The sequence below is a fragment of the Bariatricus sp. SGI.154 genome (assembly GCF_050313795.1).
In the GTDB taxonomy this organism is placed as follows: Bacteria; Bacillota; Clostridia; order Lachnospirales; family Lachnospiraceae; genus CAMBRQ01.
In genome coordinates this window covers 26,889-44,365 of record NZ_JBNPMC010000004.1, presented here as the reverse complement: position 1 = coordinate 44,365, position 17,477 = coordinate 26,889, and the positions used below count along the sequence as shown (strand labels likewise).

Here is a 17,477-nt window from a genome sequence, read left to right as displayed (position 1 = left end):
TCCTTCTATAGTCATTACTATATCAGGAGAGGTGTGTCATAAAAGGGACTTAGATCTCTTCTTCGATAATTTTTATATCATCATCATCTTCTTCATCGTTTTTTTCATTCGAATCATCCGCAGCATTCTCTTTCTTGCTGTCTTCATGTTCATCATCGTCATCTTCCAATATCCTTCTTGCCTTCTCTACCTCGGACTCCACAGATACCTTCTCTTTGACCTGCTCAGAGTATACCTTTTCTTTCTTCCCGATCTTTCTGGAATGCATCATGAACTGAATCCAGATTCCAATCAATGCCACTACTGCTCCGATCACATATCCAATCCACGCAGGATCACTCATGCCAAGCAATGCTACTGCCGCATTCCCCACAGCCAGTCCTCCGGAGATTCCTGTAACCAGGATCACAATCGGCTCTGTAAAGATCACAGACAATATTGCCATCACAATCGCAACAACAACACCAACAATTCCCAGTATCAATGCATTCGGAACAGCCAGCGAGACGAATATCCCTGCTACTTCCACGAAAACAAGAAAGAAAATTCCCAATCGCCGCAATAAGCCAAATAGCACTGCACAAATGACCGCACACGCTGCTATCGCAATCAATATTGTCATATCCTTAAGCCCAAATCCAACGGCGATTCCTACACCAATCACCGCGCCGATCACCAGACCTGTAATCGCAGCCAGTATCCTTGATAATTTTAATCCGAAGAAACAGATGATAAGACCGACAACTGCCGTAACCGCCAGCATAATCATCAACATCTGAGTTGCCCATGCCAGAAAATAACTGACATCGCCTTCTGAAGTTCCCTCCAGTAATCCTTGCAAATATGTACCCATGTTCATTACTTCATTCATATCATTCGTCTCCTTTACCCCTTGTCAATCACTTGTATGAATCCATAATCGTCCCAAGTAAAGCCGTGTACTCCTTCACAACCTTCTCAGGCGATATTATTATAACATCTTTTCCCAGTCCTGTTAACCACCCAAAAAAGGGTTCGCTCACCGCAACCTGGACATGGGCAATAAAATGTTCCTCCCCATCCTTCCGGACGGATACTCCCTTTCCAAAACGGTCGATGACCACTCCGACGAGCCTGTTGGGAAACCGGATGCTCACCATCTCCTCTTCCCCTGCAAACATGCCAAATGTCTTCCGGGAATAACTGACCGGATCAAAATCCTTGAACCGATCCTTTCCTATCCTCTTCTCCGGGAGCATCTCGATTCTCTGCATCTTATCTACCCGGAAATGCTTCAGTATCCCACTCGCCTCATCATAGCCGATCAGATAATAATTCTCTTCTTCCCAACTAAGCGCCCATGGACTGATTCTATATAGTTTCCCGTGATTCTTAAGTACTGTTTTCTTCTCTATCGTCCACCGGAAATACTGGAACGCAATCTGACAGTCTTCTGATATCGCCGAATAGATCTTGTCCACATTATAATAGATGCTTTCATTCATTGTCTTCACGCGGTCTGCAACATACACCTGCCTGTGAAGGCTGGTCGCTTCGTACCTGCTTGCCAGACCTTCAATCTTGCGAATCAGGCTTCTGGACTTTCTCTCCGTGATAAACCTTGATGACTGAACTGCATCCACCAGAAGTTTTAATTCTGCCAGTTCAAAATCATGGCTTGCCAGATAATATCCTTCCGGCGGTTCTTTGCGATACTCGATATCCATTCCATACTGTTTTAACGTATCAATATCACTATATATACTTTTTCTCGCAGCCCGGATTCCTTCTTTCTCCATGGCGCTTAATATCTCTTTCATAGAGATCGTATGCTGTCCATCCGTTTTTTCAGTGAGAAGATCCATCAGAAACAGCAATTTCACTTTTTGATTATAGGATTTCGACATCTTGGGAGTCCTTCTTTTTTCTTCTGTATTTATGATATCAATAGCATTCGCATGCGTCAATAATAAAAATAACAACAATCAAAGCAAACAAAAAGAAGGCTGCTGCCTAAGCATCTCGCTTACACAGTAACCCTCTCTCATTTCCTGCCAATATCTTAGAACTCAACTGATCCTGTCTCTGTTCCATTTACAACATAATATACAGCATTCTCTTCAGGCTTAATGTATAATTCCATTGTCTTGATATCTCCAACCTTTTTGCCGGAACCTGTCCATGCCTTCTTAACGTTGGCGATAATCTCTTTCTCCTCTACCTGTTTTCCCAAATATTGAACAAAAGTACTTACCTTTATCTCTTTCTTTGCTGTCGTCTTCTTTGTAGTCGTAGTTGTCTTCTTCGCTGCTGTCTTCTTTGCCGGCGCTTTCTTCTCAGGTGTCTTCTTTTCAGTTGCTTTCTTAGCTGCAGGAGTCTTAGCCGGCTCGGTTGTTGCTTCTACTGGCTTCGCTGCTGGTTCTGCCTTCACTACTTCTACTGTCTCTTTTGCTACCTCTGTTGCTGGTGTTACTTTTTTTGTGGCCATGATAATTCCTCCTCATTTCTCCTAAGCCTCGTCACCTAGACCTGACTATTATAGCACATTATTTTGAAAATGCAATTATCACCTGTATTTCCCATATCCTCAGGATTTCGGGGCATTCTTCGTAATATTTGATTACTCTTTGCATCTTTCAAAATTATTTTTTGTACGAATTGCTTGTGATTTTCCTATCATACTCGTTCATCTTTCGTACGATTTTGCCATTATCTTTAGTATTTGAGGAGTTTTTTTATGCTATAATCTCTAGCAAAATTCCTGCAATCACGGCTATTGCAAGCAATACTCCAATGATTCTAAGGTTTTCTCTTTTATCCCTATTCACTTTACATAAGACAACCAGACCAATTCCTGCACCTGTACACAGTCCTGCGATCACAGAAGCGAATGATATCGCCCCGCTCAGATACAACTGAGTCAGTATTACGGACGCTGCACAGTTGGGAATCAATCCTATTACCGCGGCAATAACCGGCTGAAAAATAGTATCTCCCAATAAAAAGGCTGAGAGCCTCTCTATTCCGAAGATCTCCACACAGAGATTCAGGATACCGGTAAAAACAAACAGATATACAAATATCTTCACTGTATGATGCCATGCCGGCTTCAACACTCCCGACTCCTCTTCATGGCATCCACAGTCATCGCAGAGATTGCCGCTTGCCTTCGGCACAGAGATTCTGTTTTTCAAAAAGATATCTACAATATAGCCTGCCGCGATCGCAATCAGCACCTTCGATGCCAACAGCGGGCCTACTTCCTTTATCGCACCAGGATTGCCAAGCATAATCAGAATCGCTTCATCAGATGTGGCAATAAATACTGATAAGAGCGTGCCGACGGAGATAATGCCTCCCGCATAGAGATTGGCAGCCATAACGGAGAAGCCACACTGAGGAACACATCCCGCAACTGCCCCGACAATCGGTCCCGCCTTTCCTACCTTTATAAGCATTTTCTCAGTAAATTCGCTGGAATAGTGTTCCAGTGCCTCTATCAGTATAAAAGCCACGAATAAAAATGGCAGCATCTTCAAGCAATCAAAACTGGTATCCAGAATTACGTCTTTTAACATTTCCATATATCACATACCCTTTCTGATCCAGACCTAATAGGTCTATTTTAGATGCAGTCTCATGAATTTACAAGGACTATTTTCAAAAACATCAAATATCTACCCTTTTCTTTTCATTTTGTCCGTATTCTTGTATACTTATATTATCATCAAAATAATTTTAAGGAGGGTGAAATATTGAGTACTTTTGAGCGAATCTTATCAGGACTTCCCGGATTAGATGCTATATTGGATCATATCCGTTTGGGAGACAACGTTGTATGGCAGGTATCCTCCATGGAAGAATACCGGTTTTTCGTAGAGCCTTTCTATCGGCAGGCAAAGAAAGATCATCGTCGGATTCTGTATATGCATTTTACCGGACATCCCAGACTTCTTAGTCACTCTTGCGGCATTCCTGTCTATGAATTCAATCCGGCAGAGGGTTTCGAAGCCTTCACTATGAATGTACGGAAACGCATCGCCGAGGAAGGCCAGGATGTCTTCTATATCTTCGACTGTCTATCGGATCTTCAGGCAAGCTGGGCAACAGACCTTATGATGGGGAACTTCTTTCGGGTAACCTGCCCCTATCTGTTCGAACTAAATACAGTGGCGTATTTTCCGATTCTTCGCGGGCGCCATTCCTTTGATGCGATTGCCCGGATTCAGGAGACAACCCAACTGCTTCTGGATGTCTACATGGACAGAGAAAGCCTGTACATCAATCCGCTAAAAGTCTGGAACCGTTATTCACCCAATATGTTTCTTCCTCATCAATACATCGCAGGAGACGGCTCTTTCCTTCCTTTGAAGGGAGGCTATGAAGTCAGCCGTTTCTATACGCTTGTAGATAACCTTACCCGCATCTATGAGAATCAGAATCTGGACAGTTGGGAAAGGTTCGTCTCCGATGCCAGACGGATCTATCATACGGATCATATATTTTCCAAAGAAACGCAAGATAACTTCTGCCAGAACATGATGTCACGGGACGAAAAAATCCTGGCTCTGTTAAAGCAATATTTTTCTCCGGAAGATTATTTCCATATCTATAAACGCATGATTGGAACAGGGAGTATCGGCGGCAAGGCATGCGGCATGCTGCTTGCCCGCAAGATTATAGAGACGGATAATCCGGAGGCTTTCCGTCTTATGGAGCCTCACGATTCCTATTATCTGGGTTCTGATGTGTTTTATACTTATATAGTACATAACAAGTTCTGGAGACTCCACATCAGCCAGAAGACGAAAGAAGGATATTTTAAACTGGCCCCGGAGATTGAGCATGCTTTTAAGACCGGTTCTTTCCCGGAACCTATCCGCCAACAGTTTATCCGAATGCTGGAATACTTCGGGCAGCGACCGATTATCGTGCGTTCAAGCAGTCTTCAGGAAGATGGATTCGGCAACGCATTTGCCGGAAAATACGAATCCGTCTTCTGTATTAACTCAGGCGACATCACAACACGGCTTACAGAACTTGAGAATGCGGTACGTACGGTCTATGCCAGTACCATGAACATGGCTGCTCTGGAATACAGGCGTCAGCGTGGTCTTGGATATAAGGATGAACAGATGGCTCTTTTAATCCAACGTGTATCTGGTTCTATGTATGAAGATTTTCTGATGCCAAATGCCGCAGGTGTAGGATATTCTTACAGCGCTTACCGCTGGAGCGATTCCCTGGATGCCTCTTGCGGAATGCTGCGCCTGGTTATGGGGCTTGGCACCCGTGCAGTTGACCGCACAGAAGGTGATTATCCGCGTATCGTGAATCTTGCACGTCCGGAGAGTTCCACGCTAACCGGAAGCCAGGCAAAGCATCAGTATTCTCAGCGTTATGTAGACTTGATTGATTATCAGGAGAAATCTCTTGCCACCCGTTCTATTAAGCAGGTGACCCCTTATATGGATTCCTGGTATCAACGTATGGTTTTGGAGCATGATTACGATGCCGAGCGTACTTTCCGCGAACGCGGCCAGCACCGGGAAATTCTCTTTGCCAGTTGTGAAGGACTGGTTCGCAACCGTACCTTTACCGAATGCATGAAATCTATTCTTCGGACACTGCAAACAGCCTATGATTATCCGGTAGACATTGAATTCACAATTAACAGTAACGCTGATGGTGAATTCGTATTCAATCTGCTTCAATGCCGTCCACTGCAGATTGGGACATCACGGGATGCCGTAACCGTTCCTGATCTTCCGGACGAACAGACTGTATTCTCCGTCACCAATGCTTCTATGGGAGGTTCCAGATCAGAGAATATCGACTACATCGTATGGGTGGATTCCAAAGGCTATTATCAGTGTCCTTATAAGCAGAAGCCTGATATCGCAAGAATTATCGGTGATATCAATCATTACTTTCGAAAAAGCCGACAGAAACTCATGCTCTTCGTTCCCGGAAGAATCGGCACTTCTTCCCCGGAGTTGGGAGTTCCTGTTACTTTCGCAGAGATTCATCACTTCTGCTCTATATGCGAGATGTCCGACAGCGAAGTTGGATATATGCCTGAACTTTCTTATGGCAGCCATATGTTCCAAGATCTTGTAGAAGCCGAAATCTTCTATACTGCCATCTTCGACAATGACAGGACTTTGTATTTTGATAAAGATTATTTTAAAAAGAATGCGAATATATTGACAGATATATTGCCGGAATGTGGAGAATATAAGGATATTGTGCATGTGTATGATTTGCAGGGAAAGGGAATACATCTGTATTCTGATGTACGTAATGAGAGGACGGTGTTGGGGGGAATCTAGTGATTGGCAGTCGAATCCGGGAGGGGAGGGTGTTTGCTCCGAGGTTCCGCTCTACCTCAGCTAGTCCACCGGGATGTAGGATGCCGAGGCAGTCGCTGATAGCAGCTCCAGCCTCACCATCCAACATCGCGGGGACGGATCTTCGGAACGCTCCACTTAACCTACGCAACCACCCTCCCCTCCCGGATTCTGCGACAATTACTGGCAAGGATTCCAGCGAAGATGTAGGTGGAACTACATCGGAGGTATAACATTGTGGCATGTTGCAATTATGAAGCGAGTTATGGGTGGCTGACGCTCATTTTGATGTTACGTATTCTTACCGAAGGACTCCGACACCAGCCACCCATAACTCGCTATCGCGCCGTACACCTCCAACCACTCACTTTCCAAAATGATTCTTACCCCCGATACATCATCTCCAATATATCCACGGTTCTCTCCATCCCCAGCCTGCTCACATTCAGCAAGACCTGATGCGCTTCTACGCTGCCCCAATCAAGTCCGGTATGAGATTCGTAGTAATATTTCCGTTCGCGGTCGATCTTTTTAATTTTATCTGCTGCCTTCTTCTCTGACAGATCATATCTCTTGGCAATCCTCTGAATCCTGTCCTCAAGATCCGCGCAAATGAATACGTTGATACAATTCGGATTATCCTGCAGCACATAATCCGCACAGCGCCCTACAATTACGCAGGGACCTCTCTCAGATAATCTGCGGATAATGTCCGACTGCAATTCATACACCTGCTCATTCAGGGGTGGCGTATACTCAGCCTCCCTGATTGCGCTTGTATACTCGATCGGGGCAATCACATATCCAGCTAAAAAACTGTTCAAAGTCGTCTCATCAACTGCCCGCGCAGTCTCCTCTCTGATATCCAGTTTCTCAGCCACCATTCTGACAAGATTATTGTCATATAGCGGGATGTCCAGCCTGGTTGCCAATATATTGCCGATCTCATGCCCACCGCTTCCAAACTGACGTCCAATTGTAACAATCTTATGTTCTGCCATAACTCTCCCTCCCTTTCGAAAAGATTCTCCATCAACATTATTTAATCTAATTATACCTCTTCTCCAGGGTAAAATACCAGCACAAAAACAAAATTATGGCTCAATCAAGAATCCTTTTTCCTTCAGTGTGTCTTCTATCATATCTAACGTCTTCTCACTATCTGCCGTCACTTTGTGATAGTGATAATTCGATGTAATATTTTTAAGCGGGCTTGACTTTCCACTACGGATATCTTCAAGAAATTCCACCACTTTTCTTCTGGAATTAATATTCAGTTCCGCTTCAATATGACCATATACACGGTGATTCACCATAACATTCTCTATACATCCCCCCAGGTCTACAATAGCACACAGTTCTTCCTCTACCTGTTCATCCGTATGCTGAACTTTGAAAACTCTGTTGACTGTCTTCACAGTACTCAGAATATATCCTCGATTTGTAGAAATAATATCATACCCCGACGCACGAAGCAGAGCGATGTCCTGCACGATCACCTGACGGCTTACCCCGTGAATTGAAGCCAGTTTTCTGCCCGATACCGGAAGCACGCTTTCCTGTATCTCCCGGATAATCGCCGTTCTTCTCTCAGAACCAGTCATAGTTTTCCCTTACCTCCTGCTATTTCTTTCTACTATTATATCGCATGGAGATTCTTTAGGGAAATATCTAATATAGGAGCGGAATGGGTCAATGCCCCACTAGAGACATAATCAACCCCGAGAGATGTCAAACGGCTGATATTCTCTTTGGTTACATTACCGGAGCATTCCGTTTCGGCACGTCCATCAATTATACGAATCGCCTCCTGCATCTCTTCTGTTGACATATTGTCAAGCATGATAATGTCAGCACCCGCTTCCACTGCTTCTTTCACCATATCCAAATTCTCAACTTCAACTTCTATCTTCCGCACAAAAGGAGCATATTCCTTTGCCATCTGAACCGCCTTGGCAACACTGCCTGCGGCACCGATATGGTTATCCTTCAACAATACTCCATCCGACAGATTGTATCGGTGATTGTAACCTCCACCGACACGTACCGCATATTTTTCAAATATTCTCATGTTCGGTGTCGTTTTTCTGGTATCCAGAAGTTTCGTCTTGCTTCCCGCTAACAGCGACGCAACTGAATGTGTATAGGTGGCGATTCCACTCATACGCTGAAGATAATTAAGTGCTACACGTTCTCCTGATAAAAGTACTCGTATGTCACCAATGACTTTGCCCATTAACTGTCCATTTTTTACTTCGTCTCCATCTGCACAATACAATTCCACCTCTGTCGTCTCATCCAGCAATTGAAATACACGCTTGAATATATCAAGTCCGGCAATGATTCCATCCTGTTTACAGATTAGATTCACTTCCCCTTTCACTGCTTCTTTCATTACGGAATTGGTAGTTACATCCTCACTGGATATGTCTTCCCTTAACGCTTCAAGAATCAGATGATCGACTTGAAGCGTCATTGTAATCTTATTCATAATACTCGTTCTCCTTTTTATTCATTATACACTTAATAATCTGCGTCTTTAGCATCCATCTTTACACCCTATGCCGTAATCCCTTCTGATTCCCTTGCAGCATACGCCTGTCCAATTTTCTTTGCCGCCCTTTTAGCAAAAACCAGACTCTCTAATAATGAATTGCTTGCCAGTCTGTTCGCACCATGCACACCATTGCAGCTGGTCTCGCCCACCGCATAGAGCTGCTCCATAGAAGTCCGGCTGTCCGAATCTACCCAGATTCCTCCCATGAAATAATGCTGTGCTGGGACCACCGGTATATACTCCTTCGTCACATCATATCCTTCTTCCAGACAATGCTGATAGATATTCGGGAAATGCTTTAATATGGTTTCTGTCGGAATGTGCTCCATTGATAGCCACACGTATTCTGTACCATCCTTTTTCATCTGCTCGCGGATTGCCTGTGTAACAACGTCTCTTGGCAGCAATTCATTCACGAATCTTTCTTTATTCTTATTATATAGCACTGCACCCTCTCCACGCACAGATTCCGATATTAAGAATCTGCGTCCTGGCTTGGTTGAATAAAGTGTTGTCGGATGAATCTGCACATAATCCAGATGCTCCAGCCGGATTCCATGTTTCTTAGATATCTCTAGCGCATCTCCCGTCAGATGCGGGAAATTCGTTGAATGCTGGTATCTTCCGCCGATACCTCCGCTTGCCAGGATCGTATAGTCAGCGTAGATTTGATACTCTCCCTGTTCATTCTCCGCCAATATGCCCACACATCTGCCTTCATCTTCTATGATATCCGTCATCGTTGTATATTCGTAGATAGTCACATTCTCAAGACGTTTTACCTGTGCCAGTAATTTGCTCGTAATCTCCTTGCCCGTAATATCCTCATGGAACAAAATTCTCGGTTTAGAATGCGCCCCCTCACGGGTATATAAGAACTCTCCGTCCTGCGTCTCGAACTCCACGCCATATCCGACCAGATCCTTAATGATCTCTCTGGAACTTCGAATCATGATATCCACGGATTCTTTCCGGTTCTCATAATGCCCCGCTTTCATCGTATCTTCAAAATAACTGTCATAGTCCGTATCATCCCGCTGTACGCAGATTCCACCTTGCGCCAGAAACGAATCGCTGCTCTCAAGATCCGACTTGGTAATCATCAGAATCTTTTTATCAGCGGGCAGATTCAGCACACTGAACAAACCCGCCACTCCGGTTCCTACTATGACAACGTCTGTATGTATCTCCATCATATAATCCTTCCCAATGCCAGATTTATCTACTTCGCAAGTTCCAGCATTCTCTCCAATGGCTTTACGGAATTCTCACGTAATTCCTGAGTCACATGAACTTCGTTCTCTCCATTTGCCAGCACGTCTCTGATCTTCTCCAGAGTAATCTTCTTCATATCATGGCATACCGGCTCCGTCTCTGTAAAATAGAACTTCTTATCCGGATTCTGTTTCTCCAGTTCATAGCGGACTCCATTCTCCGTACAGATGATGAATTCTTTGCAATCGCTCTTACCTGCATATGTAATAATCCCTGAGGTACTGCCGATGTAATCAGACATACGGCAAACGGCTTCCGGACATTCCGGATGCGTCAAAACCTCTGCATCCGGATGCAGTTCTTTCTCCCTCTTAATCTCTTCCACCTGCATCTTCTCATGTACCGGACAATATCCTTCATTATACACAAAATGCTTCTCCGGCACTTGTTCCGCTACAAAATGTGCCAGATTGCGATCCGGTATGAAGAAAATGTTCTGGTTCGGCAATGCCTTTACAATCTTCACGGCATTTGCTGAGGTTACACAGACATCTGAATGCTGTTTCAGTTCTGCTGTAGAATTGATATAGCAGACAACCGCCAGATCTTCGTAAGTATCCCGCATCTTCTGAATCGTCTCAGCATCCGCCATGTGTGCCATAGCGCAGTCTGCTGTCATATCCGGCATAAGGACGGTCTTATCTGGATTCAGGATCTTCGCGCTCTCACCCATGAAGGATACCCCACAGAATACTATGGTCTGTTCTTCCAAATCAACTGCTACTTTACTGAGATAATAGGAATCTCCGATATAATCTGCAATCTCCTGGACTTCCGGGTTAACATAATAGTGTGCCAGGATCACTGCATTCTTTTCTTCTTTTAACTTTTGGATCTCTTCGATAATATTCATAATACTTTTCTCCTTTTTAGAACTCACACCATTATACCACTGTAATTTACATGTGACAAGACACATGAATTGACAAAGCAAAAGATATATTTTTAACGTTTATATTTTCATCGTAACCATGCTAAAACTGTAACCCAGCATTGCTCCGAGAGCGCCTCAGATACCAATATATGAGTAAACTGTCATATTTACTCCCCATAAATAATCTTAAGAAACCCTTCTGCCGTCTCGATAAATTGTCTGTGTCTTGGGTTTCCTGTTATCTCATACAGTTTCTCGGATTCTGACAACATCTCTTCTGCATACTCTGCCTTCTCAGATACCGATACCAATTTATTCCGGATCATCTGATACAGCACGAAAATATAGGTATCCCATATCTGGACATTCTTCTGTTCTTCAAGAAGCGATTCATATAGTTCCAGGCTTTCTCTGCCGATGTCTAATGATTTTTTCGTGTACTCCTCGCCGTCGAGTGCACTGTATATCTGCAAAAGCCTCGCAAGACACATTCCATGATAATTCTTGTGTTCTGTATCCGGTCTCTCTTCCATGAATATCCTGCCTATGCGGTATGCCTTTTCATACAATTCCAATGCCCCGGCAGTATCCTGCTTCTGCGACAGATAGAGATCTCCCATATTGACACAATTCTCCATCATCCTCAGCCGGTAGATATATCGTTCCTCCTCCGATCTCTTTTCTGATGGAAGAGTTTCGATCTCCAATACAACTTTTTCCGTAATATTTAATGATTTCTCATAGAGTTCGAGTGCCGCCGCTTCGTAATCCTTATCTTCACCGGCAAGTCTCCGGTACACATTGGCAAGTTTTCGATAACATTCCTCCAGGGCTTTCACCATATACGGCGCGCTTGCTTCCTGGACCAGGCGTTCCCGGATCTCGATTGCCTGATTGTATCGATTGGCGGCATGCAGAATATTCTCCTTCCCACCGAGTTCTCTCAATACATTCGCCGACTTGTTACAGTCAATTGCCAGTACTTTCCATGCGTCGAACGTGTCAAGTGCTCCTGCAATCCGCTCTCCAATCTCGACTGCCGCCTCGTAATATTCCAATGCTCTCTGAAGACAGGCAATGTCTTCTCGCCCCCTGTAGATATCTCCCATTCTCTCATAACAGATTCCAATGTCTCTCTGATCCTTGATTAAGCCAGATTCTTCACAGAGCTGCTGCCAGAAGCCGATCGTCTTCTCATATAATTCCAATGCCTGCTCACACGCTTCCTGTTCTCCAAATGCTTTATATATACCTGCAGTTTTCTGACTACTGATTGCAAGCCCTCTTAAGATCTCACATCTGCTCATCCTTCCAGTAAGGGTCTCCCAGATCGCCGACTCCTGCTGATATAATTCCAAAGCTTGCTTAAGATGCTCCCTATCCCCATATTCCTGATAAATATCCGCAATCTTCTCATATGCCACCGCCACACGCTTTTTATTCGCCGCAGTACCGGTTTCCCGGTCAAGTCGTTCAGATAATCTCAGATTCTGTTCGTAGTGTTCCAACGCCCTGTCCAGATTCTCTCTTCCTCCAAGCCTGCGGTATACATTGCCAGTCGACTCATAGGCATATGCCAGATGTTCTCTGCTTTTTGCCGTATCCAGTTCCCTCTCAATATCACGATAGTTTTCTAATGCCTCTTCATACTTCTCAAGCGCTGTCTTAAGATTTTGATCCCCCTGTAGTGTATAACAGACGTCTCCAATGTTCTGACAGAAACCCGCAAGCCAGCCTCGGCATTTTGCACTGTCATCTTCGAGGACCATTTCTTTCAGAATCGCATCCCCTCTAAGAAATAATTCCAATGCCTTACAGAGCCCTTCTCGACTGCCAGAATCCTTATAAATGAACGCGATTCGCTCCAGATATCCGACGAGCATACGTTTACTTTCAAATGTTCCAAGCTCGGATACTATATTTTTCTGAATTTCCAGCCCTTCTTCATATAGATGCAGCGCTTTCTTAACATCCTGCTCCTTCCCAAGTGCCCGGTACACATCTCCCAGATTCTCAAGACAGGAGGTCACAATCCTTCTGCTCACCGCCTGATCAAGCTCAGCCATCAGTTCACGCCCAAGCTTAAGTGCTGTCTCATACATCTGTCTTGCCTGATTCAGATGCCCTACATCCTCATAACTCTGGTATACCTCTGCCATTCCAGAATATGCTGCGATCAGTCTGCTCTTGCTTCGCACAGTCTTAAGCTCGAAGTCAAGGCATTTGCGGATTTCCAGTGACTTTTGCTGCAGTTCTTCCGCTTCACTTAGCTGTTCTTTCAGGGAGAGATATACTCTTACACATCCGGCATAGCTGTCGGCAAGTATTTCTCTCTCAGCGTCAATCTCTGCTTCCTTCACATACTGTTCTCCAAGTGCACTGACTTCCTGATACAGTCCAAGTGCCTTTCTAAGGTTCCTGGCATCACTTTGGTCACAGCAAACTTCTGCAAGATCCAGACATACTCGCATATAGGGTATCCGGCTCTGTACTGCTTCCATCTTCACAAGCTCCGCCCAGATGAACTTTGCTTTTTCATACATGCAGTGCGCTCGTTCAAGATACTCTGGAGTTTCGAATTTGCGATACGCAGAACCTGCCATACTATATCCATATGCAAGTCTCCCTTTGCTTGTTACCGTCTCCTGCTCAGCAGCAAGGCTCTCCCAGATCTTCACAGCTTTCATGCCTGACTCTATCGCAAGTTCGAGAGTCTTCCTACTTCCCCTCTCCCTATAATTCTCAGCAATTCTGTAATATATGGCCGCCAGCGCATTCCTGCTCTGTGTTGTCTTCAATTCTTCGGTTATCGCAGACTGTATCCTTAGGGCTTTGTCAAACATCTCAGCAGCCAATCTCAGATTCTCCGCTCCTGCCAGAAGCTCATAGTTCTCTCCCGTCTCTACGGCATATGACGCCAGAACCTCCTTGCTATGCGGCGTCTGCTGCATCAGGGTCACCTGCTCCTGAACATCCATGGCTTTCTGATACATCTCAAGCGACAGTTTAAGATTCTCCCGATCGTTTAAAATTCTGTACGCCTCTCCCATTCCGGAATAAATAGGCGCAATACGAGCGATGCTGTCCGCAGTATTCTGCTCTCTGACAAGCTGTTCCTGGACAGCCAGTGCCTTTTGATACAGAGTCAATGCTTCGTTAAGATTCTCCCTGTCTTCAAACTGTCCATAGACGGACGCGATGCGATGATAAATTCGATTCAGATCGTTCTTGCTTCTCGCCGTTCCAAGTTCCTTTACAAGCTGTTCACAAATCTTACATGCTTCCTGATACATTGCAAGACTCTTCTGCCGGTCATTCCCTGTCCTATACGCATCATAGACATCTCCCAGGTCGATATAACTGGCCGCCAGGTCTTTACGGCTCGCCACAGATTTGTCCCTGCTTGCCCTGCACCTGCGATCCTCCAGCACCTTTTGATGCAATTCCAATGCACAGTCAAGATCTTCCCGCCCTCCAAACAGCTCGTAGATTATTGCGATACTTCTGTATAAATCCGTTATTTTCTCTCTGTTCGCACTTGTTTCCTTCTCTTCTGCAATCTCCATTCGAATCTGAAGCGCACGCTGATACATCTCAAGTGCATGATTAAGATCTTCCATACTGCCAAATATTTTGTAGATATTTCCCACATCGGCTAAGGCAGATGCCACCTGAACCTTCCTTGATGGAGTCGACTCTGCCTGTGCAAGTTCCTCTCGAATCTTAAGTGCTCTCTGATACAACTCAAGCGCCTTTTCAAGAGACGCCTGACTTCCGTCAGTCTCATAGATATACCCCATATAATAGCAGGCATATGCCAATCTGCTCCTACTTGCCAAACTCTGCTCTTCCTGATCAAGCTTCTCCCGGACCTTAAGCGCTTCCAGGTACATGACACGGGCACGCTCAAGGTAGTCCCTGCTGTCATAGATCTCATAGATATCACCCAGTGTATAGCAACAGGTCGTCACATCCCGCCTGGCCTGCGCAGTCCCCTGCTCTGCTTCCAGACGCCTTGCGAGAGCGAGCGTCTCAGTTACAATCTTCTCCTGCACTTTAAGTTCCTTCTGAGAACTTCCAAATGCCCGGTCCAGATCATAATTTACAAACATCAGAACCTCATGTTTCGCACCGTATGACGCTCCGTCTGCAAGAATCCCGCACATCATCCTGCCATCATCCTGCATAGAGAATTCATAGATGTCCTTTGCTGCCAGATCCATAATCGCATCCTCAGACTGATATTCATTGATATAATGTACAAGGAATTTCTTATCATCCGCATTGCAGCAATGATACATAATCTCCTGTATTCGGACAGCATCATGAGAATCCAGCCCTTCAAAATGTCTCAGGATATTGCGGTGCAGCAGCTGCTTCTGTGTACATTCTGCGAGAAATCCCTCCCGGATACTCTTATGTGCGAAATCATAACGCCCGTCATCACGCAGGATGAAGAAACTTCTCATATACTTAATGAACAGCGAGAAATCCAGACTGTTCCACAACACCCCTTCTTTCGCGAGCAGAACTTCCAGATCACTCTCCCGAAGCCCGTGCCTGGAAACGGCGATATACATAGCTGCCATCCTTGCCAGCATTCCTCCGATACGTGTTGCCGCCGTATTTAATATATCTACACACACGCCATGCAGTGTATCCGATGCCGCTTCCACTAATTCCAACTGATGTGCCGTGATCGCCGACATTCCGTCTCCATGAGCCGTGATATCATCGAAATCACTTTTGTTCATCATTACCAGCCGCTGGATCAGAAGACTGAGATACAAGGGACTTCCTGACGCCTCCTTTTCAATCATCTTATCAATCACACAATTCTCCAGCTCACGCCCGAGAAAATGAGTAATGCCTTTTACTACCGCCTGCTTATCAAGATTTTCAAGAGGCTTTACTTCTTCTATCTCCCGGATAGACGGCAGAGCAAATGTATCCAGACAGGATATGACCATTCTGACTTTTTCTGAGAGGTTGGTTGGGATAAACATGAGCTTATCGCGAGCCTCATCTGCAAAAAGCTGATCTGCAGCATCAATGAATATGACCAGCGTCTCCCCGGCATTTGCCTCGTAGTAAGCAATCAGTTCCGCCATTTTATCTGCCCACATGCGGACACTGTTATTTCCAACGCTCTGGGGACCCTTAGTATCAGCCTGATCTCCCCCTGTTTTTATAGCATTTTCCTTTTCACTCTCTTCACGATGTGGAAGAAAAAAATAATCTTCTATGTAATAGACAATATTTTTTATGAGGTCGAGAGTATCGTCACTCCTAGAGGTATTACCACAGAAAAATGGAAGAACATGATATCCTTCTTCTCGAAGTTTCACGGCAAACCGGCTCATAAGCGTACTCTTTCCACTTCCTGCCATGCCTTGCAGTACAAGAAGCTTCTGTCCATGCTCAAGCTTCTCCCGATAATCTTCGATCATATTTTCCCTGGCGCTAAACTGTGCTGCTTTCTGTCCGGCGTAGTTCCACTGAGCCCTCTGATCCTTTTCGAACGGAGTGAGCCTCGCATATTCCTGCCACTCATCTGTAAGAAGCGCCTTCACATCCTGTGTCACAAGTTCCACAAAGCCATCAAGACCGGTGATCGTTCCCTTATCCTTATCCCAGCCCACGGTATAATACTTGACTCGTCCACCTGCCAGTTTCTCGATCCGGTCTTTGAGAACCTTAAGTTTCTTCGCATGACGCTCACTCTCCGTCTTGTAGATGTCAGGCATATTCTCATTTTCAAAATCACGAAAATAAAAGAGAGTCCGAGCAAGCTGCTCCTTCCTGCTAAGTGCACCATATTCAATCTCCAAGGCAGTTACGCTTTTCTCCAGTTCCTTAAGTTCAAAATCCGCCTTTGCTTTAATCGTCTCTGATATCAATTGTTCTTCCGGAATCCATCCATAGCGCTCCCCAAGGATTACGATCATATACGGACGACAACGGTCAATCTCATCCAGACAGACAGACCGACAGCACCTTACGTGACCCCTCCTCATTCTCAAGATCACCGGTGTTCACACCCCAACGCAGATCACAGAAAGAGATACTTTCACCATATGCTGCCGCATATTCATTCAGATCAGGAAGAACCTTCTCGTGCATAATGTCCCTCTCATAATGCATGTCTTTAAATGTACTGGATACGAAAATCGTCTTCATAGCATTTCCTCCTGCTTACTATAATTTACCCCCAGAAGACATAAGGGGGCTTCATCCCTTTTGTCCACTGAGGGTACTCTTATCCTTATATTACATAAATGCTCTTTTGATACTGTCATAGTGAAGGAATATTCCTTCCTCTGCCAGCACCTTGATCTCTTCCAAGGAAGCGATCTTTACCCGTCAGCCTCTTCTTGAATTTTAACATCTGACCCATCAAAATCCAATACACTAATTATAGCCCATTCATGCTTTTTCAACA

The 17,477-nt window shown here is 44.9% G+C and carries 12 protein-coding genes and 1 pseudogene; 1 reads left to right on the top strand and 12 read right to left on the bottom strand.

Going from position 1 to position 17,477, the window contains the following annotated elements; translation table 11 throughout:
• Positions 1-49: 49 nt before the first annotated feature.
• The 4 genes from ACQRBN_RS03590 to ACQRBN_RS03575 all read right to left on the bottom strand — a co-directional run bounded on the left by ACQRBN_RS03590 (position 50) and on the right by ACQRBN_RS03575 (position 3,563).
• A complete protein-coding gene (locus tag ACQRBN_RS03590; protein WP_427737595.1) occupies positions 50-871 on the bottom strand; it encodes a hypothetical protein in 822 nt (273 codons plus the stop codon).
• 28 nt (positions 872-899) lie between these two features.
• Positions 900-1,886, bottom strand: a complete 987-nt coding sequence (locus tag ACQRBN_RS03585) for a helix-turn-helix transcriptional regulator (RefSeq protein ID WP_427737594.1) — start codon at positions 1,884-1,886, stop codon at positions 900-902.
• A gap of 155 nt (positions 1,887-2,041) precedes the next feature.
• Positions 2,042-2,467, bottom strand: coding sequence for a DUF6465 family protein (locus ACQRBN_RS03580; RefSeq protein ID WP_427737593.1), 426 nt, complete (start codon positions 2,465-2,467; stop codon positions 2,042-2,044).
• Positions 2,468-2,714: 247 nt separating this feature from the next.
• Positions 2,715-3,563 (bottom strand): putative manganese transporter, encoded by an 849-nt coding sequence (locus tag ACQRBN_RS03575; RefSeq protein ID WP_427737592.1) that lies wholly within the window; start codon positions 3,561-3,563, stop codon positions 2,715-2,717.
• Positions 3,564-3,734: 171 nt separating this feature from the next.
• On the opposite strand from ACQRBN_RS03575, the gene ACQRBN_RS03570 reads away from it, so the two are divergent.
• Complete coding sequence (locus tag ACQRBN_RS03570) at positions 3,735-6,311, top strand: PEP/pyruvate-binding domain-containing protein (RefSeq protein WP_427737591.1); 2,577 nt, start codon at positions 3,735-3,737, stop codon at positions 6,309-6,311.
• Positions 6,312-6,712: 401 nt separating this feature from the next.
• On the opposite strand, the gene ACQRBN_RS03565 is transcribed toward ACQRBN_RS03570, so the two are convergent.
• From ACQRBN_RS03565 to ACQRBN_RS03530, 8 genes and pseudogenes are all read right to left on the bottom strand, one after another.
• A complete protein-coding gene (locus ACQRBN_RS03565) occupies positions 6,713-7,330 on the bottom strand; it encodes an AAA family ATPase (RefSeq protein WP_427737589.1) in 618 nt (205 codons plus the stop codon).
• Positions 7,331-7,423: 93 nt separating this feature from the next.
• The gene (locus ACQRBN_RS03560; protein WP_427737588.1) at positions 7,424-7,933 is read right to left on the bottom strand and encodes a transcription repressor NadR; all 510 of its coding nucleotides are present in this window, start codon (positions 7,931-7,933) and stop codon (positions 7,424-7,426) included.
• A 35-nt stretch (positions 7,934-7,968) separates the two neighbouring features.
• Positions 7,969-8,820 (bottom strand): carboxylating nicotinate-nucleotide diphosphorylase, encoded by an 852-nt coding sequence (nadC, locus tag ACQRBN_RS03555; RefSeq protein ID WP_427737587.1) that lies wholly within the window; start codon positions 8,818-8,820, stop codon positions 7,969-7,971.
• Between the two features lie 68 nt (positions 8,821-8,888).
• Positions 8,889-10,079, bottom strand: coding sequence for an L-aspartate oxidase (locus tag ACQRBN_RS03550; RefSeq protein WP_427737684.1), 1,191 nt, complete (start codon positions 10,077-10,079; stop codon positions 8,889-8,891).
• A gap of 29 nt (positions 10,080-10,108) precedes the next feature.
• Complete coding sequence (gene nadA, locus ACQRBN_RS03545; RefSeq protein ID WP_427737586.1) at positions 10,109-11,014, bottom strand: quinolinate synthase NadA; 906 nt, start codon at positions 11,012-11,014, stop codon at positions 10,109-10,111.
• 188 nt (positions 11,015-11,202) lie between these two features.
• Positions 11,203-17,052 (bottom strand): hypothetical protein, encoded by a 5,850-nt coding sequence (locus tag ACQRBN_RS03540; protein ID WP_427737585.1) that lies wholly within the window; start codon positions 17,050-17,052, stop codon positions 11,203-11,205.
• On the bottom strand, positions 17,006-17,215 hold the full coding sequence (locus ACQRBN_RS03535; RefSeq protein ID WP_427737584.1) for a hypothetical protein: 210 nt from the start codon (positions 17,213-17,215) through the stop codon (positions 17,006-17,008). The genes ACQRBN_RS03540 and ACQRBN_RS03535 overlap by 47 nt, the downstream gene beginning before the upstream one ends.
• Positions 17,216-17,305: 90 nt before the next feature.
• Positions 17,306-17,442 (bottom strand): annotated as a pseudogene (locus ACQRBN_RS03530) (DNA mismatch repair protein MutT); the annotation flags it as partial.
• Positions 17,443-17,477 lie beyond the last annotated feature (35 nt).

What these genes read in the sequence shown, in the direction of transcription:
- ACQRBN_RS03590 (WP_427737595.1), bottom strand. Translation starts at nt 871, where the DNA reads ATGAATGAAGTAATGAACATGGGTACATATTTGCAAGGATTACTGGAG.
- ACQRBN_RS03585 (WP_427737594.1), bottom strand. Translation starts at nt 1,886, where the DNA reads ATGTCGAAATCCTATAATCAAAAAGTGAAATTGCTGTTTCTGATGGAT.
- ACQRBN_RS03580 (WP_427737593.1), bottom strand. Translation starts at nt 2,467, where the DNA reads ATGGCCACAAAAAAAGTAACACCAGCAACAGAGGTAGCAAAAGAGACA.
- ACQRBN_RS03575 (WP_427737592.1), bottom strand. Translation starts at nt 3,563, where the DNA reads ATGGAAATGTTAAAAGACGTAATTCTGGATACCAGTTTTGATTGCTTG.
- ACQRBN_RS03565 (WP_427737589.1), bottom strand. Translation starts at nt 7,330, where the DNA reads ATGGCAGAACATAAGATTGTTACAATTGGACGTCAGTTTGGAAGCGGT.
- ACQRBN_RS03560 (WP_427737588.1), bottom strand. Translation starts at nt 7,933, where the DNA reads ATGACTGGTTCTGAGAGAAGAACGGCGATTATCCGGGAGATACAGGAA.
- nadC (WP_427737587.1), bottom strand. Translation starts at nt 8,820, where the DNA reads ATGAATAAGATTACAATGACGCTTCAAGTCGATCATCTGATTCTTGAA.
- ACQRBN_RS03550 (WP_427737684.1), bottom strand. Translation starts at nt 10,079, where the DNA reads ATGGAGATACATACAGACGTTGTCATAGTAGGAACCGGAGTGGCGGGT.
- nadA (WP_427737586.1), bottom strand. Translation starts at nt 11,014, where the DNA reads ATGAATATTATCGAAGAGATCCAAAAGTTAAAAGAAGAAAAGAATGCA.
- ACQRBN_RS03540 (WP_427737585.1), bottom strand. Translation starts at nt 17,052, where the DNA reads ATGAGGAGGGGTCACGTAAGGTGCTGTCGGTCTGTCTGTCTGGATGAG.
- ACQRBN_RS03535 (WP_427737584.1), bottom strand. Translation starts at nt 17,215, where the DNA reads ATGAAGACGATTTTCGTATCCAGTACATTTAAAGACATGCATTATGAG.